Annotated in this window: 15 protein-coding genes; 13 read left to right on the top strand and 2 right to left on the bottom strand. The window is 73.4% G+C overall.

The features are described from left to right. Nucleotides 1-11: 11 nt before the first annotated feature. The 4 genes from mreD to OIE12_RS10985 all read left to right on the top strand — a co-directional run bounded on the left by mreD (nucleotide 12) and on the right by OIE12_RS10985 (nucleotide 6,456). A complete protein-coding gene (gene mreD, locus OIE12_RS11000) occupies nucleotides 12-683 on the top strand; it encodes a rod shape-determining protein MreD (protein ID WP_030381726.1) in 672 nt (223 codons plus the stop codon). A 143-nt stretch (nucleotides 684-826) separates the two neighbouring features. Continuing rightward, nucleotides 827-3,082, top strand: coding sequence for a penicillin-binding protein 2 (mrdA, locus tag OIE12_RS10995; protein ID WP_329134223.1), 2,256 nt, complete (start codon nucleotides 827-829; stop codon nucleotides 3,080-3,082). After that, complete coding sequence (gene rodA, locus OIE12_RS10990) at nucleotides 3,079-4,278, top strand: rod shape-determining protein RodA (RefSeq protein WP_329134221.1); 1,200 nt, start codon at nucleotides 3,079-3,081, stop codon at nucleotides 4,276-4,278. Before mrdA ends, rodA begins: the two co-directional genes overlap by 4 nt. 228 nt (nucleotides 4,279-4,506) lie before the next feature. Continuing rightward, complete coding sequence (locus tag OIE12_RS10985; RefSeq protein ID WP_329134219.1) at nucleotides 4,507-6,456, top strand: TIGR03960 family B12-binding radical SAM protein; 1,950 nt, start codon at nucleotides 4,507-4,509, stop codon at nucleotides 6,454-6,456. Nucleotides 6,457-6,478: 22 nt separating this feature from the next. Here OIE12_RS10985 and OIE12_RS10980 read toward each other — a convergent pair whose 3' ends face one another. After that, nucleotides 6,479-7,258: a hypothetical protein gene (locus tag OIE12_RS10980; protein ID WP_329134217.1), complete on the bottom strand. Its 780-nt coding sequence runs from the start codon at nucleotides 7,256-7,258 to the stop codon at nucleotides 6,479-6,481. A gap of 190 nt (nucleotides 7,259-7,448) precedes the next feature. Between OIE12_RS10980 and OIE12_RS10975 the strand changes: the two genes are divergently transcribed. The 7 genes from OIE12_RS10975 (at nucleotide 7,449) to obgE (ending at nucleotide 18,452) form a co-directional block, all read left to right on the top strand. Next, nucleotides 7,449-9,572, top strand: coding sequence for a restriction endonuclease (locus OIE12_RS10975; protein ID WP_329134215.1), 2,124 nt, complete (start codon nucleotides 7,449-7,451; stop codon nucleotides 9,570-9,572). Nucleotides 9,573-9,643: 71 nt separating this feature from the next. Beyond that, on the top strand, nucleotides 9,644-10,798 hold the full coding sequence (locus tag OIE12_RS10970; RefSeq protein WP_329141856.1) for a hypothetical protein: 1,155 nt from the start codon (nucleotides 9,644-9,646) through the stop codon (nucleotides 10,796-10,798). A gap of 46 nt (nucleotides 10,799-10,844) precedes the next feature. Next, nucleotides 10,845-11,633 carry a TIGR03936 family radical SAM-associated protein gene (locus OIE12_RS10965; protein ID WP_329134213.1) on the top strand — a complete coding sequence of 263 codons (789 nt, stop codon included), beginning with the start codon at nucleotides 10,845-10,847 and terminating at the stop codon, nucleotides 11,631-11,633. Nucleotides 11,634-11,878: 245 nt separating this feature from the next. Then, nucleotides 11,879-16,051 (top strand): Rne/Rng family ribonuclease, encoded by a 4,173-nt coding sequence (locus OIE12_RS10960; protein ID WP_329134211.1) that lies wholly within the window; start codon nucleotides 11,879-11,881, stop codon nucleotides 16,049-16,051. 254 nt (nucleotides 16,052-16,305) lie between these two features. Then, the gene (gene rplU, locus OIE12_RS10955; protein WP_006132815.1) at nucleotides 16,306-16,626 is read left to right on the top strand and encodes a 50S ribosomal protein L21; all 321 of its coding nucleotides are present in this window, start codon (nucleotides 16,306-16,308) and stop codon (nucleotides 16,624-16,626) included. Between the two features lie 14 nt (nucleotides 16,627-16,640). Then, on the top strand, nucleotides 16,641-16,895 hold the full coding sequence (gene rpmA / locus OIE12_RS10950; RefSeq protein WP_006137396.1) for a 50S ribosomal protein L27: 255 nt from the start codon (nucleotides 16,641-16,643) through the stop codon (nucleotides 16,893-16,895). A gap of 111 nt (nucleotides 16,896-17,006) precedes the next feature. After that, a complete protein-coding gene (gene obgE / locus OIE12_RS10945) occupies nucleotides 17,007-18,452 on the top strand; it encodes a GTPase ObgE (protein WP_329134196.1) in 1,446 nt (481 codons plus the stop codon). Nucleotides 18,453-19,016: 564 nt separating this feature from the next. Here the strand turns inward: obgE and OIE12_RS10940 are convergent. Continuing rightward, a complete protein-coding gene (locus OIE12_RS10940; protein ID WP_329134195.1) occupies nucleotides 19,017-21,110 on the bottom strand; it encodes a hypothetical protein in 2,094 nt (697 codons plus the stop codon). A gap of 366 nt (nucleotides 21,111-21,476) precedes the next feature. Here OIE12_RS10940 and proB point away from each other — a divergent pair, with 366 nt between their 5' ends. Further along, on the top strand, nucleotides 21,477-22,628 hold the full coding sequence (gene proB / locus OIE12_RS10935) for a glutamate 5-kinase (RefSeq protein WP_329134193.1): 1,152 nt from the start codon (nucleotides 21,477-21,479) through the stop codon (nucleotides 22,626-22,628). A 383-nt stretch (nucleotides 22,629-23,011) separates the two neighbouring features. Further along, nucleotides 23,012-23,560, top strand: coding sequence for a hypothetical protein (locus OIE12_RS10930; RefSeq protein ID WP_329141854.1), 549 nt, complete (start codon nucleotides 23,012-23,014; stop codon nucleotides 23,558-23,560). Nucleotides 23,561-23,624: the final 64 nt, after the last annotated feature.

Genomic DNA, 23,624 nt, shown 5'->3' with positions numbered 1-23,624 from the left:
AGCCGAACCCGATGCGCCTCAACCGGACGCTGCTCTCCGTCGCCCTCGTGGTCGTCGCCCTGGTGATCCAGGTGAGCGTCCTCGCCCGCCTCCACCTGCCCGGCGCCGTACCCGACCTCGTCCTGCTCACCGTCCTCGCCCTCGCCCTGGTCTACGGCCACGTCGGCGGCGCCCTCGTCGGCTTCGGCGCCGGGCTGCTCTCCGACCTCGCGCCGCCGGCCGACCACGCGGCCGGGCGGTACGCGCTCGTGCTGTGCGTCGTCGGCTACCTCGCCGGGCTCGCCAGACCCGACAACGGCCGTCTGAAGTCCGCCACCGGGCCCATGGCCGTGGTCGTCGTCGCCGCGGTCGGCTCCACGCTGCTCTACGCGGGCGTCGGCGCCCTCGTCGGCGACACCGCCGCCCGCCATGTGGGCCTGCCGAGCCTGCTGCTCAGCGCCGCCGTCTACGACCTGCTGCTCGCGCCCTTCGTGGTCCCCGGGCTGATGGCCCTGGCCCGCCGCGCCGACAACGACCCGCTCGCCGAGACCGGTTCGAACACCAAGGCCGCCGACGTCTCCTCCGGCTGGCTCTCCTCCGGCACCGGGCTGCGCATCGGCAGCCAGCGCGGCGGCCTCAAGGCCCGCGCGGCCAAGGCCCGGGTGGCCCGCGCGGGGCGCATCAAGGGGGTCAAGCGGCTGTGAACCCACGTCACCCGGCCGTCGCCGGGCCGCACAGGTCCGCACGGTACGACTCGTACACGCGCGGGTCGTCCGCACATCGCCAGTACCCGCACTGCTCGTACACGCACTGCTCGCACACGCACTGAGAGGGGGCGGCAGCACCAGTGACCAACATCCCCGAGACCGGACGGACCCCACGCGTCCAGATCCGGCTCGTCGTCATCCAGATCCTCGTCCTCTCCCTGCTCGGCACCCTCGGCGGCCGGCTGTGGTACCTCCAGATCCGCGAGGGCGCCGCCTACGCCAAGGAGGCGTCCGGCAACCACGTCCAGCAGGTCGTCCAGCCGGCCGTGCGCGGCTCCATCCTGGACGCCCGCGGTGTGGCCCTCGCCGACAACGAGACCCGCCTGGTGGTCTCCGCCTCCCGCACCGACCTGATGAAGATGAAGGACGACGGCAAGGCGGTCCTCACCAAGCTCGCCGGCGTCCTCGGCATGAAGCCGCAGGAGGTCATGGAGAAGGTCCGGCTGTGCGACGCCAAGACGCCGCAGCCCTGCTGGAACGGTTCGCCGTACCAGCCCATCCCCATCACCGACGAGGCCACCGCCAAACAGGCCCTGCAGATCCGCGAGCGCGCCGAGGACTTCCCCGGCATCACCGCCGAGCCCGAGGCCGTACGCCGCTACGCCGCCCCCGGCGGGGCCAACACCGCGCAGGTGCTCGGCTACCTCTCCCCGGTCACCGACGACGAGATCACCAAGGCCCAGGACACCGACTCGCCCTACCTCCGCTCCGACCAGGTCGGCCGCTCCGGTCTCGAGCGCCAGTACGACAAGCAGCTGCGCGGTAAGGCCGGCGTCACCCGCTACGAGGTCGACAACCTCGGCCGCGTCATCGGCAAGGCCCAGTCCGACAAGGCCCAGCCCGGCTCCAACCTGGTCACCAGCATCGACGCCCGGGTGCAGCGGGTCGCCGAGTACGAACTGGACGCGGCGATGAAGACCGCCCGCAAACAGTTCGACAAGATCACCGGCGAGAACTACAAGGCGGACTCCGGCGCCGTCGTCGTCATGGAGGCCAAGACCGGCCGCGTCGTCGCCATGGCCTCCGCGCCGAACTACGACCCCAACGTGTGGGTCGGCGGCATCTCCGCCAAGGACTACAAGAACCTCACCGGCAAGGACTCCAACTACCCGCTGCTCAACCGGGCCACCCAGGGCCAGTCGGCCCCCGGCTCCACCTTCAAGGTGGTCTCCACCGCCGCCGCGGTCGAGGCCGGCTACGACTTCGACGGCGACTACCCCTGCACCAGCTCCTACACCGTCGGCAACCAGGTCTTCAAGAACTTCGAGGGCGAGAACTTCGGCGACATCACGCTCGGCCGCGCCCTGGAGGTCTCCTGCGACACCGTCTTCTACGGCCTCGCCGACCGGGAGTGGAAGAAGGACGGCGGCATCAACCCGAAGAAGGGTGAGCCCAAGGACTACTTCTACAAGGCCGCCCACCAGTTCGGTCTCGGCAAGAAGACCGGCATCGACCTCCCCAACGAGGTCACCGGCCGGGTCCCCGACCGCGAGTGGAAGCAGAAGTACTGGGAGGCCAACAAGGACGCCTGGTGCAAGTCCGGCAAGAAGGACGGCACCTACGTCCAGAAGATCGCGTACGAGAACTGCCTCGAGGGCAACAAGATGCGCGAGGGCGACTCGATCAACTACTCCATCGGCCAGGGCGACACCCTGCTCACCCCGATCCAGGAGGCCGTGATCTACGGGGCGCTCGCCAACGGCGGCACCATGTACACCCCGACCATCGGCAAGGCGATCGTCAGCGCCGACGGCAAGCAGGTCACCGAGATCAAGCCGCAGGCCTCGGGCAAACTGCCCGTGAACAAGGCCACCATCGCCAAGATGGACGAGGCGCTCGCCGGTGTGGCCACCCGCGGCACCGCCGCCTGGAAGTTCCAGGGCTGGCCGCAGGACAAGATCCCGCTGCACGCCAAGACCGGTACCGCCGAGGTCTACGGCAAGCAGACCACCTCCTGGCTGGCCACGTACAGCAAGGACTACACGGTCATCATGACGATCTCGCAGGCCGGTACGGGCTCCGGCGCCTCCGGTGAGGCCGTGCGCAAGATCTACAACTCCCTGTACGGCGTCTCCGAGGACGGCAAGATCGACAAGAGCAAGGCGCTGCTGCCCACCCCGCAGAAGAGCCTGCCCAAGATCCAGTCCGACGGCACGATCAAGGCCCCCAAGGTCCAGAAGTACGACCCCAAGGCGGACCAGGCCAACGAGGAGGCCCCCCAGGGCGGCGCCTCTGAGACGCCGGTGGCGACCACCCCGTCACCCACCACCGGCAACCGACAGACACGGCGCCGCTCCGGCCGGGGCCGCCGCGGCGGACGCGGGAGGACGGCATGACCGGCGCCAACAGCTTCTCCGTCTCCGGGTACGGACCCGAGCGGGCCGGCTGGACACGGGTCTTCGCCCGCGACTCCCTCGCCCGCCGCCTGGACTGGCCGATACTGCTGTGCGCCGTCGCGCTCTCGCTGATCGGCTCGCTGCTCGTCTACTCCGCGACCCGCAACCGCACCGAGATCAACCAGGGCGACCCGTACTACTTCCTGCTGCGCCACCTGCTCAACACCGGCATCGGCATCGCCCTGATGATCGGCACGGTCTGGCTCGGCCACCGCACCCTGCGTACCGCCGTGCCGATCCTCTACGGCATCTCGGTCTTCCTCATCCTGCTGGTGCTCACCCCGCTCGGCGCCACCGTCAACGGCGCCCACGCGTGGATCGTGTTCGGCGGCGGCTTCTCGCTCCAGCCCTCCGAGTTCACCAAGATCACGATCATCCTCGGCATGGCCATGCTGCTCGCCGCGCGTGTCGACGCCGGCGACAAGCCGTACCCCGACCACCGCACGGTCCTCCAGGCCCTGGGCCTGGCCGCCGTCCCGGTCGCGATCGTGCTGCTCATGCCCGACCTCGGCTCGGTCATGGTCATGGTCATCATCGTGCTGGGCGTACTGCTCGCCTCCGGCGCCTCCAACCGCTGGATCTTCGGTCTGATGGGCGTCGGCGCGCTCGGCGCCCTCGCGGTGTGGCAGTTGCACATCCTCGACGAGTACCAGATCAACCGCTTCGCGGCCTTCGCCAACCCCGACCTCGACCCGGCCGGCGTCGGCTACAACACCAACCAGGCCCGCATCGCCATCGGCTCCGGCGGCCTGACCGGCGCGGGCCTGTTCCACGGCTCCCAGACGACCGGCCAGTTCGTGCCCGAGCAGCAGACCGACTTCGTCTTCACGGTCGCCGGCGAGGAACTCGGCTTCGTCGGCGCCGGCGCGATACTGCTCCTGCTCGGCGTCGTCCTCTGGCGCGCCTGCCGCATCGCCCGCGAGACGACGGAGCTCTACGGCACGATCGTCGCCGCCGGCATCATCGCCTGGTTCGCCTTCCAGGCCTTCGAGAACGTCGGCATGACCCTCGGCATCATGCCGGTCGCGGGCCTCCCGCTCCCGTTCGTGTCGTACGGCGGCTCGTCGATGTTCGCGGTGTGGATCGCGGTGGGGCTGTTGCAGTCGATCAGGGTGCAGAGACCGCTGTCGGCGTAGGGGAGGGGGCGCCCCGTCAGGGGCGCGGGGAACTGCGCGAGAAGCCCCACCGGCGGTCAGCCGACAACGCACCCGGGGTCCAAGGGGCAGCGCCCCTTGAAGGGACGGGAAGGGTAGGGGCGGCGGGGGCGGAAAACACCCGCGCCCCCACCCCCGCGTTACGCTAGATGGCCGACCCCGGCGAAACCGGAGTCATCCACCCCTCCCTCTCCCGAAGGTAATCGCGCGATGCCAGTCGAGTCGGTCTTCCCACAGCTCGAGGCCCTGCTCCCGCATGTGCAGAAACCGATCCAGTACGTCGGCGGCGAACTCAACTCCACCGTCAAGGACTGGGACGACTGCGACGTCCACTGGGCCCTGATGTACCCCGACGCCTACGAGGTCGGCCTCCCCAACCAGGGCGTCATGATCCTCTACGAGGTACTCAACGAACAGGACCGCGTCCTGGCCGAACGCACCTACAGCGTCTGGCCGGACCTGGAGGCCCTGATGCGGGAGCACCGGGTCCCCCAGTTCACCGTCGACAGCCACCGCCCGGTGAAGGCCTTCGACGTCTTCGGCCTCTCCTTCTCCACGGAGCTCGGCTACACCAACATGCTCACGGCCCTGGACCTGGCCGGCATCCCCCTGGAGTCGAAGGACCGCACGGTCGACGACCCGATCGTCCTGGCCGGCGGCCACGCCGCGTTCAACCCCGAGCCGATCGCCGACTTCATCGACGCGGCGGTCATCGGCGACGGCGAGCAGGCCGTGCTCGACATGACCGCCGTCATCCGCGAGTGGAAGGCGGAGGGCCGCCCCGGCGGCCGCGAGGAGGTCCTGCTCCGCCTGGCGAGGACCGGCGGCGTCTACATCCCCGCCTTCTACGACGTCGAGTACCTCCCCGACGGCCGTATCGCCCGCGTCGTCCCCAACCGCTCGGGCGTCCCGTGGCGGGTGTCCAAGCACACGGTGATGGACCTCGACGAGTGGCCCTACCCCAAGCAGCCGCTGGTGCCGCTGGCGGAGACGGTGCACGAGCGCATGTCGGTGGAGATCTTCCGCGGCTGCACGCGCGGCTGCCGCTTCTGCCAGGCCGGCATGATCACCCGCCCGGTGCGCGAGCGCTCGATCACCGGCATCGGCGAGATGGTGGAGAAGGGGCTGCAGGCCACCGGCTTCGAGGAGGTCGGCCTCCTCTCCCTCTCCTCCGCGGACCACACGGAGATCGGCGACATCGCCAAGGGCCTGGCCGACCGCTACGAGGAGGACAAGGTCGGCCTCTCCCTGCCCTCCACCCGCGTGGACGCGTTCAACATCGACCTGGCCAACGAGCTGACCCGCAACGGCCGCCGCTCGGGCCTGACATTCGCCCCCGAGGGCGGCTCCGAGCGCATCCGCAAGGTCATCAACAAGATGGTCTCGGAGGACGACCTCATCCGGACCGTCGCCACGGCCTACGGCAACGGCTGGCGCCAGGTGAAGCTGTACTTCATGTGCGGCCTGCCCACCGAGACCGACGACGACGTCCTGCAGATCGCCGACATGGCGACCCGCGTGATCGCAAAGGGCCGCGAGGTCTCCGGCTCCAACGACATCCGCTGCACGGTCTCGATCGGCGGCTTCGTCCCCAAGCCGCACACCCCCTTCCAGTGGGCGCCGCAGCTCAGCGCCGAGGAGACGGACGCGCGCCTGGCGAAGCTGCGCGACAAGATCCGCGGCGACAAGAAGTACGGCCGCTCCATCGGCTTCCGCTACCACGACGGCAAGCCCGGCATCGTCGAGGGCCTCCTCTCCCGCGGCGACCGCCGGCTCGGCGCGGTGATCCGCGCGGTCTACGACGACGGCGGCCGCTTCGACGGCTGGCGCGAGCACTTCTCCTACGACCGCTGGATGGCCTGCGCCGACAAGGCGCTCCCCGCCCAGGGCGTGGACGTCGACTGGTACACCACCCGCGAACGCACCTACGAGGAAGTCCTCCCCTGGGACCACCTCGACTCCGGCCTCGACAAGGACTGGCTCTGGGAGGACTGGCAGGACGCCCTCGACGAAACAGAGGTCGACGACTGTCGTTGGACGCCGTGCTTCGACTGTGGTGTGTGCCCTCAGATGGACACCAGTATTCAAATCGGACCAACAGGTAAGAAGCTCCTGCCTCTCACGGTCAAGCAGCCGGCGGGCAGTGCGCACACGCACTGAGGCGGATTCCGGGCGGTCGGCGTCATGAGGCGCCGACCGCCGCCTTCAGGGCCTTGGCCTGGGCGTGGAGCAGGTCCTCGGGGATCTCGGGGGAGGCGGTGGTGCCGTCCACCGTCATGGCGAGGAACGCGGCGACGGTGGAGCCGCAGCGGAACGCGGTGAGGCGGGCGGGGATCTTCGTGTCCTTGCCGTCGGGCCCGGCGAGGACCTTGGTGTAGCGGAACGAGACCGTGTCGTCGCAGGTGGGCGTGGTGTCGACGGAGCGTATGTCCGTGAAGCGTGTGTCCTTCACGCCCTTCTCGTGGAACGCGGTGCAGTGCTCCAGGGCGGTGCGGAGGTCGTCCAGGGTGCGGGTGGCGTCGCCGTGCCGGTAGGAGACCAGGGAGAAGGTGGCCGCGCCCGCTCCCGCCTTCGCCGTGCGCCGGACGCTGCCCACCGGGGTGTGCCGGCCGGCGCCGTAGGACGCGCCGTCGACGGGGGCGCAGGCCGCCGGGTCGGTGAGGTCGGCCGCGACCGGCCGGGCCAGGCCGTTGCCGGGGTCCTCCGTGCCGTCCGTGCTGCCGCCGATCCCCTCGATCCACAGCCCCGGCAGGTCGCCCTTGTCGATGACGGCGGCCTCCAGTTGGTGCTGGGTCAGTACGCGGCCGATCTCCGGGCTCGGCTTCGCCGCCGCGTGCCGTGCGGTGGCCGTGGCGTGCGCGGGGGCCGCGGAGCCGTCCTCGGCGCCGCACGCGGCCGTCGCGAGGGCGAGCGTCAGCGCCGTCGTGCCCGTCGCCCATCTTCGAAGCGTCGTTCCGTGCATGTGCCCCACCCCTTGACCGTTGTGACCGCCGTGATCGTCGTACGAGGAGGGCAGCGTATGCGGCTGGTCGGGGCGGGTGACGGGGTGGGTCGGTTGTCAGTGGGGAGGGATAGAGTCGTCCCCATTGGTGCTGGTTGTGGGGACAGGGTCGGTGGGGTGTGCCGGGCCCTGGGGGAGGGACCTGTAGGGGATGAGTCGTCGCTCCAACGGATTGGCCGGGATGTGGGCCGAGGCGCAGCGTCAGCAGCAGCGGGGGCTGGAGGCGCGGGCCAGGCAGCAGCGGGAGTACGAACGCCGGCAGCGGGCGTACGAGCGTGAGGTGAACCGCAGCCGGCGTGAGCAGCAGGCGGCGTACCGGCAGCAGCGCGAGGCGGAGGCGCGGCGCCGCACGGAGGAGCTGGACGCGCAGGTCGAGGCGTTGCAGGGGCTGCTTGTCGCCGGCTGCCGGGCACCGGCGTTCCGGGCGGGGGCGCTGGGGCGGGCGGAGGAGCTGGAGCCGTTCGCGCCGGGGCCGTTGGCCCAGCCGGTCGCGATGCCCGATCCGAACCAGTATCAGGCGGGGGCCGGTTGGGGCGCGGGGCGCCGGGCACAGGCTCAGGCGGAGGCGCGGGCCCGGTTCGAACACGACTGGCACGCCGCGCAGGCGGCCGAGGCGCAGCGGCAGCGCCAACTGGCGGAGTACCGGCGGCAGTACGACGCGTGGGCGGCGGCCCGGCTCGCGGAGATACGCGCGCACAACGCGGGGATCGCACAGCTGGGCGAGGCCCTGCGGGCGGCGGACCCGGAGGCGGCCGTCGAGTACTTCTCGGCCGCGCTGTACGCCTCCTCCGCCTGGCCGGAGGGGTTCCCGCGCCAGGTCGCGGCGGCCTACGACCCGGCCGCCCGGCAGCTCGTCCTCAACTGGGAGCTGCCGCGGTACGACATCGTGCCGGAGACGAAGCTGGTGCGGTATCTGCCCGGCTCCGACCAGGACAAGGAGGCGCCCCGCCCGGCCACCCAGCGGCGGGCGCTGTACCGCGAGGTGCTCGCGCAGAGCGCGCTCCTCGTGCTGCACGAGCTGTTCGCGGCCGACGAGTTCGGCGCGCTGGAGTCGGTGGCGTTCAACGGGTTCGTGGACGACCACGATCCGGCGACGGGCCGGCGCACGGAGTTCTTCCTGGTCACGGTCATGGCCCCGAAGTCCCTGTTCGCCGGTCTGCGTCTGGAGCAGGTCAGCCCGGTGGACTGTCTGACGGACGCGTTGCACGGCCAGCTCTCCTCCCGCCCGGACCAGTACACCCCCGTACGGCCGGGCCGGCGTCCGGAGGAGGTCGGCGGCGGGGTCGTCACGCACGGCGGGGAGGAGGAACCGGACCTCTTCGCGATGGATCCGCTGCGCTTCGAGGCTCTGGTCGCGGAGCTGTTCCGGGCGATGGGCATGCAGGCGGTGACGACGCAGCGGTCGAACGACGGCGGCGTGGACGTCGACGCGCTGGACCCGACGCCGATCCGCGGCGGCTCGCTCGTGGTGCAGGTCAAGCGGTACAAGAACACCGTCCCGCCGACGGCCGTCCGCGACCTGTACGGCACGGTGCAGTCCCTCGGCGCCAACAAGGGCGTCCTGGTCACGACGTCCGGCTTCGGCCCCGGCTCGCACACCTTCGCCCACGGCAAGCCGCTGGAGCTGGTCTCCGGCCCCGAGCTGGTGGACCTGCTGCACCGGCACGGGCTGCGCGGCCGGCTGGGCGACGGCGGCGGGGGAGCGCCCACCGGGGCGCCGGGCCCGGGCGGCGGCCGGGTGCCCGCGCCGCGCAGTGAATCTCCGGCACCTGCCGCCGACTCCGGCACCGACGACTACAACGTGCTCGGCATGTCCTGGACCGGCGGCGTCGCCCTGGACGTGTGCGCGCTCGTCTGCCACGGCAACCGGGTGCTGAGCGACGACCACTTCGTCTTCTTCAACAACCCGCGCACCCCGGACGGCACGGTCCGCGCGCTGCCCGCCACCACGCCGGACCGGGCCGCGCTGCGGGTCGCCTTCGACGCGCTGCCGGAGCCCGCCGACCGGCTCGTGCTGGTCGCCGCGGTCGACCCGGCCGTCGACCCCGGCGCGGACCTGTCCGGCTTCACGGACGCCGGCATCCGCCTGCTGGACCCGGACCGCACGGAACTGGCCCGCCTGGAGGTCTCCGACGGCCGCCCCGGCGAAACGGCCCTCACCCTCGGCTCGTTCCGCCGCCGCCCGGGCGGCGACTGGGACTTCGTCCTGGGCGGCAAGGGCTACCGCGGCGGCCTGGAGGACCTGCTGCGGGACTACGGGATCGACGTGGAGTAGAGGGGGCGCGGGCGGTGAACGGGGGAGAGACGGGGGAGCCGGTGGAACGGGGGCCCGCGGCGCGGGAGCCCATGGCGCCGGGCGGCGAGGGGTGTCTCGTCGTGGCCGTGCGGATGCCGGTGCGGATCGTGGTGTTCGTGCTGGTCGTGCCGGTGCGGATGGTGTGGGACGCGCTCGTCGCCGGTGGGCGGCTGCTGCACCGTGCGGTGCTGCGGCCGCTGGGACGGGGACTGGCGTGGGTGGGGCGGGCGGTGTTCGTGTGGCCGTGGGTCGCGCTGTGGCGGTACGTGCTGGCACCGGTCGGTGCGGGGCTGGCGTGGGTGCTGCGGGGTGTCGGTGCGGGGCTGGCGTGGCTGGGGCGGGTGCTGCTGGTCGTACCGGCGGTGTGGCTGTACGGCCGCGTTCTCGCGCCTGCCGGGCGCGGGCTCGCCCTGGTGGCGTACGGCATCGGCGCCGGCGTCGGCTGGGTGCTGCGGCGCGTCGGCGCGGGGTTGGCGTGGGTGCTGAGACGCGTCGGTGCGGGGCTCATGTGGGTGCTGCGTGGGGGCGCGGCGGGGGTTGCGTGGGCGTACGCGTGGGTGCTCACGCCGTGCGGGCACGCGGTGGTGTGGCTCGTGCGCTGGCTGGTGGTCGTTCCGGCGCGGTGGCTGTACCGGTACGTGCTCATACCCGTCGGGCACGGCACCGTCCAGGTCGTGCGCGGGCTGCTGTGGCTGGTGCGGACGGGCGTCAACGGAGTCGGGTTCGTCCTCTACTGGACCGCGCGCCTGCTGCTCGTGCTCCCGGCGCTCGCGCTGTGGCGGTGGGTGCTCGTGCCGGTGGGCCGGGCCCTCGTGGTCGTCGGGCGGGAGCTCGCCGCCGCGCTGGGGCACGCCTGGCGGGTCGCGGGGCGCGTGTCGCTCGCCGTGGGGCGCCTCCTGCGCGCCCTCCTGCGGTGGACGGTCGCCGAACCGGCACGCTGGGCCTACCGGCGCGTCCTCACCCCCGTCGGGCACCTGGTGCGCGACGCGGTGCTGCGGCCCGCCGCCGAGGCCGCGCGCGGGGTGGGCCGGGTCGCCCGGCAGGCGCTCGCCACGGCGCGCGACACCGCCCGGCAGGCCCGCGCCGATCTGCGCCGGGCACTGTTCGGGGAGCCCCGAAAGCGGCGCGAGACGGTCCGCCGGGAACCCGGGGGCGACGCGGCACGTACTCTGGAGAGAAGTACGACCGCTCTCACGAAGGACTAGGACACTGGGCAAGCGACAGCCCGAAGGCCCGCCGCCCGCACCCGCGGTGCAGCGCATCCGACTGCGCTACACCAAGCGCGGCCGCCTCCGGTTCACCAGCCACCGTGACTTCCAGCGCGCCTTCGAGCGTGCGCTGCGCCGCGCCGAGGTACCCATGGCGTACTCGGCGGGGTTCACGCCGCATCCGAAGGTGTCGTACGCCAATGCCGCACCCACCGGCACGGGCAGTGAGGCGGAGTACCTGGAGATCGCGCTCACCGAGCCGCGCGACCCGGACACCCTGCGCGCGCTCCTCGACGCGTCCCTGCCCACCGGGCTGGACGTGCTCGAGGCGGTCGAGGCCCGCACCTCGGGCCTCGCCGACCGGCTCACGGCCTCCGTGTGGGAACTGCGCCTGGACGGCGTGGCGCCCGCGGACGCCGAGCGCGCGGTCGCGGCCTTCGCCGCGGCCGGGTCCGTCGAGGTCCAGCGCCGTACGAAGAACGGCCTGCGCACCTTTGACGCACGTCCGGCCGTGCTACGGCTCGAAACGCACCCTTCGCAGGCCGATAGGCCGAACGACCGGCCCTGTGCGATACTGCGGCTGGTTGTTCGGCACGTGACGCCTGCCGTACGACCCGACGACGTCCTGTCCGGTCTCCGCGCCGTGGCCGACCTGGCGCCGCCGGTCCCCGCAGCGGTGACCAGGCTGGCGCAGGGGCTGCTCGATGAAGAGACCGGCACGGTGACCGACCCGCTCGCGCCCGACCGCGAGGCGATCACGGCCGCCCCGGCCGCTTCAGTGGGGGCCGCCGAAGCCGCCGCGTCGGCGCCGGTGCCGGAAGGTTCCGCGTAGGGACGGACGTCGTAGCGCCGCCCTCGTACTCGGGAGCCACCTGGGTCGGGCAGCGCACCGACTACAAGACTTTCGCCAGGCCGTGCACAACAAGGCGTACGGAACCGGCGAGACAGGACACAGACAGCTTCCGAGCGGCGCCCGCGCCCCGGACGGCGGCAGGCGCGCACCGCGCGAGCCGCGGACGTCACCGGCACTGCCGGACCAGGCGGGGCGCCCGGAAGCCTGACGGGAGATACGCCCGCATGCTCGAACCGATCGAACCCGCCGAGGGTTCCGCAACCAACAACTCCCACGCTGCCGGCACCCCCAGCGACACGCTGCCGCCGCGCCGCAGGCGCCGCGCCGCGTCCCGCCCGGCGGGTCCGCCGGTCGCGGCGTCGGAGACGACGCCGGAGATCACGGACACCGCGGCGCCGGCCGCCGCGGAGGACGACGCCGAAGAGGCCGCCCTCGCCCGCACGGAGACGGCGGCGGTGAGCGACGCCGCGGCACAGGAGACGGCCGCCGTCGCGGACGCCGCCACCGCCGCTGACGCCGCGCCGCCGCGCGCGCGGCGCCGTGCGACCCGCAAGGTGTCCGCGCCCGCCGGGGCCCCGGAGGGGGCCGAGGCCGCCGAGACGGTGGTGACTGCGGCGGCCGACGATTCCGGTGCGGCCGGGGAGACCCCGGCCGCGACCGCCGCGACCGACACCTCCGGTGACGCCGCCGAGGCCGCGCCGCCGCGTGCGCGTCGGCGTGCGACCCGCCGGGCGTCCGCGCCCACGGGTGCGCCGCAGACGGCGGCCGCCGGTGAAACGGCGACGTCCGCGCCCGCCGAGGTGGCGCCCGCGGCGCCGGGCGACGGCGACGAAGCCGCGTCCGTCGCGGCCGCCGCCGACGACGCCGAGGCGCCCACCGAGGCCGCTCCGCCGCGTACGCGGCGGCGGGCCACCCGCCGGGCGTCCGCGCCCGCCGGTGCGCCGCAGGCGGTCGAGGCACCCGCCGCCGACCAGCCGGTGTCCGCGGAGACCCCCGTCACCGCCGAGACCCCCGTCGCCGCCGAGATCTCCGTCGAGTCCGTCCCCGGCGCCCAGGCCGCCGAGGCCGAGGACGCCGGTTCCCGGCGCAGCCGCCGCCGCGCCACCCGCCGGGCCTCCGCGCCCGCCGGTGCCCCCGAGGAGCGCGTGGAGGCGCCCGTGACCGCCGACGACGCCGACACCGCCCCGGAGCCCGGCACCCTCGCCGCGCCGCCCGAGGTCGGTGACGCCCTCGCCGCCGAGGAGACCGGCCCCCGCCGTCGGCGCCGTGCCGTCCGCAAGGCCGCCACCGGCTTCGCCGCCCCCGCCCAGCCCGCCGGACGGCGGGGCGCGGGCGAGGAGACGGACGAGGGCTCGCGGCGCCCCAAGCGGCCCGCCGTCGCCGTCTTCCAGGCGCCCGTGTTCACCGAACCGATGTTCCAGACCCCGGAGCGCGCTGCCGCCGCCGCGGCCGCCGAGGCCCGGCAGGAGCAGCAGGAACAGCCCGAGCGGACCGAGCGGCCGGCCGAGCCCGTCGCCGAGGAGGAGACCGGCGGTTCGCGCCGCCGCCGTCGCCGCCGTGGCGGTGCGGACGGCGACGAGGCGCCGGTCGCCGCGCAGCCCGCCGAGAAGGCGGAGGAGCCCGAGGACGAGCCGGAGGCGGCCGAGGACGCCACCGCCACCGACATCGACGCCGACGCCGACGACGGCGACGGCGACGACAACGAGGAGACCGGTTCCCGCCGGCGCCGCCGCCGCGGTGGCCGCCGTCGCCGCCGGGGCGAGGCCGCCGACGGCGACGCGGGCGACGGGGACGACGCCGAGGACGTCGCCGCGGCGCAGGCCGCGCAGGACGCCGAGGACACCGCCGAGCAGACCACCGAGGACGCCGAGGACGCCGAGGACGACTCCCGCGGCGACCAGGGCGGCAGCTCCAGCGGCACCCGCCGTCGCCGCCGCCGGCGCCGCCGCGCGGGCGACGGCGCCGGCGAGGGCGAGTCGTCCGCCGACGACCCCGAGCGCACGGTCGTCAAGGTCCGCGAGCCCCGCAAGGCGAGCGAGCCCGTCGACGAGGTGCAGTCCATCAAGGGCTCCACGCGCCTCGAGGCCAAGAAGCAGCGCCGCCGCGAGGGCCGCGAGCAGGGCCGCCGGCGCGTCCCGATCATCACCGAGGCCGAGTTCCTGGCCCGCCGCGAGGCCGTCGAGCGCGTGATGGTGGTCCGGCAGAGCGGCGAGCGCACGCAGATCGGCGTCCTCGAGGACAACGTGCTCGTCGAGCACTACGTCAACAAGGAACAGGCCGTCTCGTACGTCGGCAACGTCTACCTCGGCAAGGTGCAGAACGTGCTGCCGTCGATGGAGGCCGCCTTCATCGACATCGGCAAGGGCCGCAACGCCGTGCTCTACGCCGGTGAGGTCAACTTCGAGGCGCTCGGCATGTCGGGCGGCCCGCGCCGCATCGAGTCCGCGCTGAAGTCCGGGCAGTCCGTCCTGGTCCAGGTCACCAAGGACCCGATCGGCCACAAGGGCGCCCGCCTCACCAGCCAGGTCTCGCTGCCCGGCCGCTACCTGGTCTACGTGCCCGAGGGCTCGATGACCGGCATCAGCCGCAAGCTGCCCGACACCGAGCGGGCCCGGCTGAAGAGCATCCTCAAGAAGGTCGTCCCCGAGGACGCGGGCGTCATCGTGCGCACCGCCGCCGAGGGCGCCAGCGAGGACGAGCTGCGCCGCGACGTCGAGCGGCTCCAGGCGCAGTGGGAGGAGATCAAGAAGAAGTCCAGGAACGGCGGCAGTGCCCCGACGCTGCTGTACGGCGAGCCGGACATGACCGTCCGGGTCGTGCGGGACATCTTCAACGAGGACTTCTCCAAGGTCGTCGTCAGCGGCGACGAGGCCTGGGAGACGATCCACGGCTACGTCTCCCACGTCGCCCCGGACCTCGCGCCGCGCCTGTCGCGGTGGACGAGCGAGACCGACGTCTTCGCCACGTACCGGATCGACGAGCAGCTCGCCAAGGCGCTGGACCGCAAGGTCTGGCTGCCCAGCGGCGGTTCGCTGGTGATCGACCGGACCGAGGCGATGGTCGTCATCGACGTCAACACCGGCAAGTTCACCGGTCAGGGCGGCAACCTCGAGGAGACCGTCACCAGGAACAACCTGGAGGCGGCCGAGGAGATCGTGCGCCAGCTGCGGCTGCGCGACCTCGGCGGCATCATCGTCGTCGACTTCATCGACATGGTGCTGGAGTCCAACCGGGACCTGGTGCTGCGGCGCCTGCTGGAGTGCCTGGGCCGGGACCGTACGAAGCACCAGGTGGCCGAGGTGACCTCGCTCGGCCTGGTGCAGATGACCCGCAAGCGGGTCGGCCAGGGTCTGCTGGAGTCGTTCTCCGAGACCTGCGTGCACTGCAACGGGCGCGGTGTCATCGTGCACCTGGACCAGCCGGGCACGTCCGGCGGCGGTGGCGGCGGCAAGCGCCGCAAGCGCGGCCGCGGCGGGGCCGACCAGGCCCACGAGCACGAGACGCACGAGCACGGCACGCAGACGGCGGCGGAGACCGCGGTCGAGGAGAGCGCGCCCGAGCCGGTGACCGAGCAGCGGCCGGCCGCCGCGACCGAGGTGCCCGAGTTCACGCCCGACGAGGAGCTGTACAGCAGCGTCGCCGAGGCGGAGGCCGCGGCCACCCGGGGCCGTTCGCGGCGCCGGGCGACCCGGCGGGCGTCCGCCCCGGCGGGCGCGCCGAAGCGGGCCGTCGCCGAGCCCGAGGCGCCGACGGCGCAGGACGTGACCGTCGAGGAAGAGGCCGCGCGTCCGGTCCGCCCGGAGCCGGCCGAGGCCGCGCACGCCGAGCCGGCTGCCGCGGAGGACCCGGTGGTCGAGGCCGCCGAGGCCGCCGAGGCCGTCGAGCCGGCCGCCCCCAAGGGCCGTACGCGCCGCCGGGCCGTCCGCAAGGTGTCGGCGCCCGCGTCCGCGCCCGAGGAGGCCGTGGTGACGGTCACCGAGCCGGTGGCCGCCCCCGCGCCGGCCGAGGCGCCCGAGCCGGAGCAGCCGGCGGCGGAGCCGGCCGCCGAGAGCGCGGCCCCGGCCCGTCCGCGCCGCCGTGCCGTCCGCAAGGCCACCGCGCCGACCTCGTCCGAGGACGCGGCCGTCGTGGTCGTCCCGTCCGCGGAGGCCCCGGCGGAGGAGGCCGGGGCGGCGGAGGAGGCCCCGGCCAAGAAGGCGGCCCGCAAGACCGCCAAGAAGGCCACGGCGAAGAAGGCCGCGACGAAGAAGACGACGGCCAAGAAGACCGCCGCGAAGAAGACCGCCGCCAAGAAGACGACGACGAAGAAGGCGGCGGCCAAGAAGTCGACGGCGAAGAAGACGGCGGCGGCGACGGAGCCGGGGCAGCCGACGGTGTCGGCGTCCACGGACGACTGACGCACGCGCCGGTACGCAACGACGGTGGCCCACCCGCACCTCGCGGGTGGGCCACCTGCGTGCGGGCCCCCTGACGGCTCGGTTTGACCCTGTCGGGGGCTGCCCGTAACCTTGACCGTCGGCGTGTCGAGTGACGCGCCACATCCCCGTAAACCTCTTCCTCCGGGGCACTGCGTGTGCCGGAGAGGCGGCCCGTGTTGTCGGGCGGCTGGACTGCGGGGGTGCCGTTCCCGAGCGTAGAGAGTGAGATCCGCGTGTACGCCATCGTGCGCAGCGGTGGTCGCCAGCACAAGGTTGCTGTCGGCGACATCGTCGAGGTTGACAAGATTTCCACCGCCAAGGTGGGCGACACGGTCGAGCTCTCGACCCTGCTCGTCGTCGACGGCGACTCCGTGACCAGCGACCCGTGGGTGCTGGCCGGCATCAAGGTCCAGGCCGAGGTCGTGGACCACCACAAGGGCCAGAAGATCGACATTCTGCGCTACAAGAACAAGACCGGCTACCGCCGTCGTCAGGGCCACCGCCAGCAGTACACGGCGATCAAGGTCACTGAGATCCCCGCGGCTGCGAAGTAAGGGACTGAGAACAGATGGCACACAAGAAGGGCGCATCGTCCACCCGGAACGGTCGCGACTCCAACGCCCAGCGGCTCGGCGTGAAGCGCTTCGGCGGTCAGGTCGTGAACGCCGGTGAGATCATCGTCCGCCAGCGCGGCACCCACTTCCACCCGGGCAGCGGCGTCGGCCGCGGCGGCGACGACACGCTGTTCGCGCTCCAGGCCGGTGCGGTGGAGTTCGGCACCAGCCGTGGCCGCAAGGTCGTGAACATCGTCCCGGTCGGCTGACCCGGACACTCTCGCGAGGCGGGCCTCACTTCCCCGAGGGGAAGCGGGTCCGCCTTTCGCGTGTTACCCAGAAGACATTCCCGCAGTAGGCAGTAACTGGAGGCACATCCCATGACCACCTTCGTGGACCGCGTCGAGCTGCACGTCGCCGCGGGTAACGGAGGCCACGGCTGTGCCTCCGTCCACCGTGAGAAGTTCAAGCCGCTCGGCGGCCCGGACGGCGGCAACGGCGGCCGGGGCGGCGATGTGATCCTCACCGTCGACCAGTCCGTGACCACGCTGCTCGACTACCACCACTCGCCGCACCGCAAGGCCACGGGCGGCAAGCCCGGCGAGGGCGGCAACCGCTCCGGCAAGGACGGCCAGGACCTCGTCCTGCCGGTCCCCGACGGCACCGTGGTGCTCGACCGGGCGGGCAACGTCCTTGCCGACCTCGTCGGCCACGGCACGTCCTACGTCGCCGCCCAGGGCGGCCGCGGCGGCCTCGGCAACGCGGCGCTCGCCTCCGCGCGGCGCAAGGCCCCCGGCTTCGCGCTGCTCGGCGTGCCGGGCGACCTCCAGGACATCGTGCTGGAGCTCAAGACCGTCGCCGACGTGGCGCTGGTCGGCTACCCGAGCGCCGGCAAGTCCTCGCTGATCTCCGTGCTGAGCGCGGCGAAGCCGAAGATCGCCGACTACCCGTTCACGACGCTCGTCCCGAACCTGGGCGTGGTGACGGCGGGCTCCACCGTCTACACCGTCGCGGATGTGCCCGGGCTCATCCCGGGCGCCAGCCAGGGCAAGGGGCTGGGCCTGGAGTTCCTGCGCCACGTGGAGCGGTGCAGCGTGCTCGTGCACGTCCTGGACACCGCGACGCTGGAGTCCGAGCGCGACCCGCTCTCCGACCTCGACGTCATCGAGGCGGAGCTGCGTCAGTACGGCGGTCTGGACGACCGGCCGCGGATCGTCGTCCTCAACAAGATCGACGTGCCCGACGGCAAGGACCTCGCGGAGATGGTGCGGCCGGACCTGGAGGAGCGGGGTTACCGCGTCTTCGAGGTGTCCGCGGTCGCCCACACGGGGCTGCGGGAGCTGTCCTTCGCGCTGGCGGAGCTCGTCGCGCGGGCGCGGGCGGCCCGGCCGAAGGAGGAGGCGACCCGTATCGTCATCCGGCCCAAGGCGGTCGACGACTCCGGCTTCACGGTCACCCAGGAGGAGTCCGAGGGCGAGCCGCTGTTCCGGGTGCGGGGCGAGAAGCCCGAGCGGTGGGTGCGGCAGACCGACTTCAACAACGACGAGGCGGTCGGCTACCTCGCCGACCGGCTGAACCGGCTCGGGGTGGAAGAGGCCCTGATGAAGGCCGGCGCCCGCACGGGCGACGGCGTCGCGATCGGGCCGGAGGACAACGCGGTCGTCTTCGACTGGGAGCCGACGGTGATGGCGGGGGCGGAGATGCTCGGCCGGCGTGGCGAGGACCACCGGTTCGAGGCGCCGCGGCCGGCGGCGCAGCGGCGCCGTGACCGGGAGGCGGAGCGGGACGAGTCGCTCCGCGAGTACGACGACTTCGAACCGTTCTAACCGGCCGCCGGGGCGTGCGCGGCGGGCGCCCGGGCGGGGCCGCCGCTGCCTGTCGGCGGCTCGCCCGGCTTACGGCCCGCCGGCGGGCGCACCGTGCCGCACCCCGCTGCGGACGTCGTGCCGCACCTCGCTGCGGGCGCGCCCGGCTGCGGGCAGTCGTGCCGCTGGGGCGATGGGGGTCCCCCCACCATCCCCCAGGGGCTCCGCCCCTTCGACCCCGGGGGCGCGGAGCGCCCGAGAGCTCGGGGGGTGGTGGGTACTGCGGCGGGTGCGGGTGCGCTGGGGCTGGTCGCGCAGTTCCCCGCGCCCCTTGCGGGGCGGGGGTGTATTGCTCGCGCCCCTGCGGCGGAGCCGCGCAGAAGACACAGCCCCGTGCCCCTTGCGGGGCGGGGGGGGTGCATTGCTCGCGCCCCTGCGGCGGAGCCGCGCAAAAGACACAGCCCCGTGCCCCTGATGGGGCGCCCCTCCGTGGCGGAGCCGCGCAGGCAGCACAGGCCCGCGCCTCTGACGGGGCGCCCTCCCGGGGCGGGGGCGCTGAACGCACGCCCCCGTTCGGGGGTGCTGTCAGGCGGTGACGGAGTCCTCCGTGCCCGGGGTCGCGTCTGCCTCGATGGCCAGTTCTTCCGGGGCCTCCTCGGCGGCGCCGCGGGGCGCGGGGATGTCGGAGGCCATGCGGGACTCCATGCGCACCCGCCGCTCGTCGGCGCGGTCGCACAACGCCCGCACCGCCTCGTTGAAGCGGACCAGCGACGGCGGCTCCGAGGGCCCGAGGAGCTGCACCTTCAGCTCCGCCCGCGCAGCCGTGAACGCGTCCTTCTCCGGGTGCCGCACCGACTCCAGCAGCCCCTTCACCCCGCCCGCCTTGGGCGTGAGCACCACACCCGCGGACACCGTCGGGAACGCCTCCCGGAACGCCTCCTCCGACAGCCCCGAGGTGTTCGCGACCGCGTACGGCTTCTCGCTGGAGAGCCAGTCCGACACCACCGACGACACGTCGCTGACGAGCAGGTCCGCCTGGTTGAAGCAGGCGAAGATGCCCGGCCGCGCGTCGGTGATGATCTGGTGCTCCCACTCCGGGAAGGAGGCCCAGTAGGCCTTCTCCCAGGCCGCCGTCGCCTCGGCGATCCGCGCCTCGCGCTGCCCGTCGGGCCGGCCCTGGAGCAGCATCCGCTCCATCTCGTCCGCGCTCGTACGGAAGTCCGTGGAGGTGAGCCGGTCCAGCTCGGCCGTCCGGCGGGCCAGCTCGGCGGCGACCTCGGGACCCGGCCGGGCCCCCGACCGCTTGGCGTTCGCTTCCGCGATCATCGCCTTGATGCGCTCGTTGGCGCGGCCCGCGCGCGGGTCGACGGAACCGGTCATCGGGTGCGGCTTGTAGAGCAGTCGTACGCCGTCGTCGGCGAGGAGCTTGCGGACGATGTTCTCGCCGGCCAGCACCACGGAGGTGTTGCCGGGGTTGCCGTCCCAGCCCTCCCAGGTGGGGGCGTACAGCACGGTGGTGTACGTGCCCGTCGGGGCGCCGGAGTACGGGCGGATCGGCGCGAGCTGCGGCCGGCCGACCTCCACGATGTCCTTGTCCTCGACGCCGACCTCGGCCAGCGCGTACCGCTCGCGGGCGGCGGGGCCGGCGACCCACACCTCGTCGTAGGCCTTGGCGTACGGGTTGCAGGAGGAGAGCTTGTCGCTCTCGCCGTGGTTGATGAAGGCGTGCTTGATCGTGGGGATGCGCAGCACCTGGGAGGTCTTCGCCGCGTTGGCGGGGTGCAGCATCATCTTCAGCGTCGAGTTCTCCAGCGAGAACATCGTGGAGACCTTCGGGAAGCAGATCACCGGCACGTCCGTGGCCTCGATCTTCTGCACCATGAACCGCTCGCGCAGCACGATCAGCGGCCGGCCGTCGAGCTGGGAGAGCGTGGAGAGCCACATGTTGGCCTGGTACGCCGAGGTCGTCCCGCCGGAGAAGTACATCGCGAAGGTGGGCCGGTACTCGGCCAGCCAGCCGTCCAGCCACTCCATGACCTGCTGCTCGGTCCTGGCGCGCTTGCCCTTGAGCAGCCAGGTGCCCAGGTACGCGATGCCGCCGACGGCCAGCAGGAGGGCGGCGCCGACGCCGATGTAGCCCCACAGGCCGTCCCCGGTGGCGGCGGTGGCCAGCAGGCCGGCGGTGGCGGGAACGGAGAAGGCCAGCAGCCGGTGCCCCTGGCGGCGGGCCAGGATGCGCGGCGGGGCCTTGGTCAGGTGCAGCGCGGAGGCGTCGATGTTGCGGGTGACGATCGGCAGCGTGCGGGTGCGGCGGACCAGGACGGCGACGGCCTGGCAGCAGAAGTGCAGCGCGTAGAAGGCGCACAGCGCCACCGTCAGGGGCGCCTGCTCGCGCAGGGGCGCGATGTCGTCGATCCGCAGCAGTCCCACCAGGATCAGCATGTCGCGCAGCAGCTGGCGGACCGTGACGTCGAACCGGACCTTGCCGAGGAGGGCGAGGAGGCCGGGGTCGCGGTACTGGTAGTACAGGTCCAGGGCGAGTCCGGCCGCGCTCACGGCGACGAGGACCGGGACATTGGGCAGCAGCGCGGTGATGATCTGGGCCGTGAAAAGCGCGAACATCGCGCACAGCGTGGCCACCTGCACGAGACGGCGGGTGGCGGGGCCTGCGGAGGGCACGGGCTGGGCTCCTGCGGAGGGAATACGGCGGATGGGGGGGGAGCGTGGGAGGTGACGGCCCGCCCTTCGGTCGCGCCCGAACAAGGGTGCCCCATCGAGGAGAGCCGAGGCTGACGGTATGACTTCGGACGCCCGGCAAGCAATCTCCGCCACCCGCTATCGCCGCGAACAGTACATAAGGGGCGCGGGTCCTGTGATCTCGTCCACCTTCTCGTCCACCTTCCCGTCCGCCTTCCCGTCCGCCGTCCGCTCCGCCCCCGCCGACCTCTGCCGGCCCCCGTCCACCTCCCGAAACCCCCGCGCGTCCCGCCGTGCCGTTCCCGTATGTTGCGGGAAGGAACCGCTCCTCGGGGCAATCGTCCGTACATGTCGGGAAAGCGAGAGGCGCACGTGTCAGCGCACAGGCAGGACGTCCACGCAGCACGCCGGATCGTCGTGAAGGTCGGCTCCTCCTCCCTCACGACCGCCGCCGGCGGCCTGGACGCCGATCGTGTCGACGCCCTGGTCGACGCGCTCGCCAAGCACCACGGCGGGGGTGAGAAGGAGGTCGTGCTGGTCTCCTCCGGTGCCATCGCCGCCGGTCTCGCCCCGCTCGGTCTGCGCCGCCGCCCCCGCGACCTGGCCCGGCAGCAGGCCGCCGCCAGCGTCGGCCAGGGCCTCCTCGTCGCCCGCTACACCGCCTCCTTCGCCCGCTACGGGATCCGCGTCGGACAGGTGCTGCTCACCTCGGACGACACCAGCAGGCGCGCCCACCACCGCAACGCCTCCCGCACGCTGGACAAGCTCCTGGCGATGGGCGCGCTGCCGGTCGTCAACGAGAACGACACGGTTGCCACGGACGAGATCCGCTTCGGCGACAACGACCGGCTCGCCGCCCTCGTCGCCCACCTCGTCCACGCGGACCTGCTGGTACTGCTCTCCGACGTGGACGGCGTCTACGACGGCGACCCCGGCAGGCCCGGCACCTCGCGGATATCGCAGGTACGGGGGCCCGCCGATCTCGAGGGCGTCGAGATCGGCAGCGCGGGCCGGGCCGGCGTGGGCACGGGAGGCATGGTCACCAAGGTGGAGGCGGCCCGGATCGCGGCGGCGGCCGGCATCCCCGTCGTCCTGACCAGCGCGGTGCACGCCGCCGAGGCGCTGGCCGGGGGCGACACCGGCACGTACTTCCACCCCACCGGCAAGCGCTCCGCCGACCGGCTGCTCTGGCTCCAGCACGCCTCCGCCCCCCAGGGGGCGCTGATCCTCGACGACGGGGCCGTCCGCGCGGTCGTCGAGGGCCGCAAGTCGCTGCTGCCCGCGGGCATCGCGGGCGCCGAGGGCGACTTCACGGCGGGTGACCCGGTGGAGCTGCGCGACGGCACGGGCCGGGCCGTGGCGCGCGGACTCGTCAACTTCGACGCCAAGGAGATCCCCCGTCTGATCGGCCGCTCGACCCGCGAGCTGGCGCGCGAACTGGGACCGGCGTACGAGCGGGAGGTCGTGCACCGCGACGACCTGGTCCTGCTGGAGGCGTAAGGGACGGGGCTCGGCCCCGCTCCGACCCGAACACCTATTCGCCCACCCCCGACGGAGGACGTTCCGCAAAACCGCCACACGACCGCCCCCCGCCTGCTCAACTGTCTCCCGGGGACACGTTCCGCACGACCGCTGGACACGGCACGACCGCGCTGAAGGAGGCCGCCGTGAGACGAGTGCGCCCTGGGACCCCACCGTCCCGCACCGAGGGCCTCGCCGCCGACCCACGGCCCGGGCCCGGCACCGGCGAGCCCCGGCCCGCGTCCCGGGAGGCGAACCGCGTGCCCGAGCCCCGGGCCGGTTCCGACGTTCGGGAGGCCGGGGAGGCCGGCTCCGGTGAGCGCGGGCTTCGGGCCGTGTCCGGTGAGCGCGAGCCCGGGGGCGTGTCGGGCGGGCGCGGGTCCGGAGCCGCCTCCGGTGACCGGCAGTCGCGGGCCGGGGGCGGTGTGCGCGGGGTGCAGGCGTTGCGTGGGGTGCGGGGGGTCCGGGGTGCGGGCGAGGGGCGGGGGGTCGTCGAGGGCGTGTACGAAGAGTCCGGTGCGGTCGTCGAGCCCGGTGTCGACGGAGGCGCCGGGCGGACAGCCGGGGCCGGAGACCGGCTGTGGCATGTCACGCTCAGCGTCTCCGGCGGGGAGGCCCCGCTCGACGACGTCCGGCGGGGGCTCGAACAGCTCGCGCACGACCACCCCTTCCTGCTCACCAGCCGCTACGCCGGCGACCACGCCGAGATCCGCTACTGGGAGGAGGCCCGCGACCTGCACGACGCCGCCGCGGTCGCCCTCCGCCTGTGGGGCGAGCACCGCCGCACCGCCCGGCTGCCGCCCTGGGAGATCGTCGGCCTGGAGGTCATCGACCGCGAGACCTACCACCAGCGCGTGGCCGCCGGCTACGGCCCGGCCCCCGCGACCCCGGTGGGCGTCCACCCCTTCTGACCGGCACCGGTCGAGGCGTTTCGCCCGGTTCGCCCCGTCTCGGAGCGTGGACCGGCCGGTGGCC

Origin of the sequence: Streptomyces sp. NBC_00670 (assembly GCF_036226765.1) — a bacterium.
In the GTDB taxonomy this organism is placed as follows: domain Bacteria; phylum Actinomycetota; class Actinomycetes; order Streptomycetales; family Streptomycetaceae; genus Streptomyces.
The sequence above is the reverse complement of the archived record's forward strand: the minus strand, read 5'-3'. Positions and strand labels throughout refer to the sequence as shown.

Coding starts and splice junctions, on each gene's coding strand:
- mreD (WP_030381726.1), top strand. CDS start 12: ATGCGCCTCAACCGGACGCTGCTCTCCGTCGCCCTCGTGGTCGTCGCC.
- rodA (WP_329134221.1), top strand. CDS start 3,079: ATGACCGGCGCCAACAGCTTCTCCGTCTCCGGGTACGGACCCGAGCGG.
- OIE12_RS10985 (WP_329134219.1), top strand. CDS start 4,507: ATGCCAGTCGAGTCGGTCTTCCCACAGCTCGAGGCCCTGCTCCCGCAT.
- OIE12_RS10980 (WP_329134217.1), bottom strand. CDS start 7,258: ATGCACGGAACGACGCTTCGAAGATGGGCGACGGGCACGACGGCGCTG.
- OIE12_RS10975 (WP_329134215.1), top strand. CDS start 7,449: ATGAGTCGTCGCTCCAACGGATTGGCCGGGATGTGGGCCGAGGCGCAG.
- OIE12_RS10970 (WP_329141856.1), top strand. CDS start 9,644: ATGGCGCCGGGCGGCGAGGGGTGTCTCGTCGTGGCCGTGCGGATGCCG.
- OIE12_RS10960 (WP_329134211.1), top strand. CDS start 11,879: ATGCTCGAACCGATCGAACCCGCCGAGGGTTCCGCAACCAACAACTCC.
- rpmA (WP_006137396.1), top strand. CDS start 16,641: ATGGCACACAAGAAGGGCGCATCGTCCACCCGGAACGGTCGCGACTCC.
- obgE (WP_329134196.1), top strand. CDS start 17,007: ATGACCACCTTCGTGGACCGCGTCGAGCTGCACGTCGCCGCGGGTAAC.
- proB (WP_329134193.1), top strand. CDS start 21,477: ATGTCGGGAAAGCGAGAGGCGCACGTGTCAGCGCACAGGCAGGACGTC.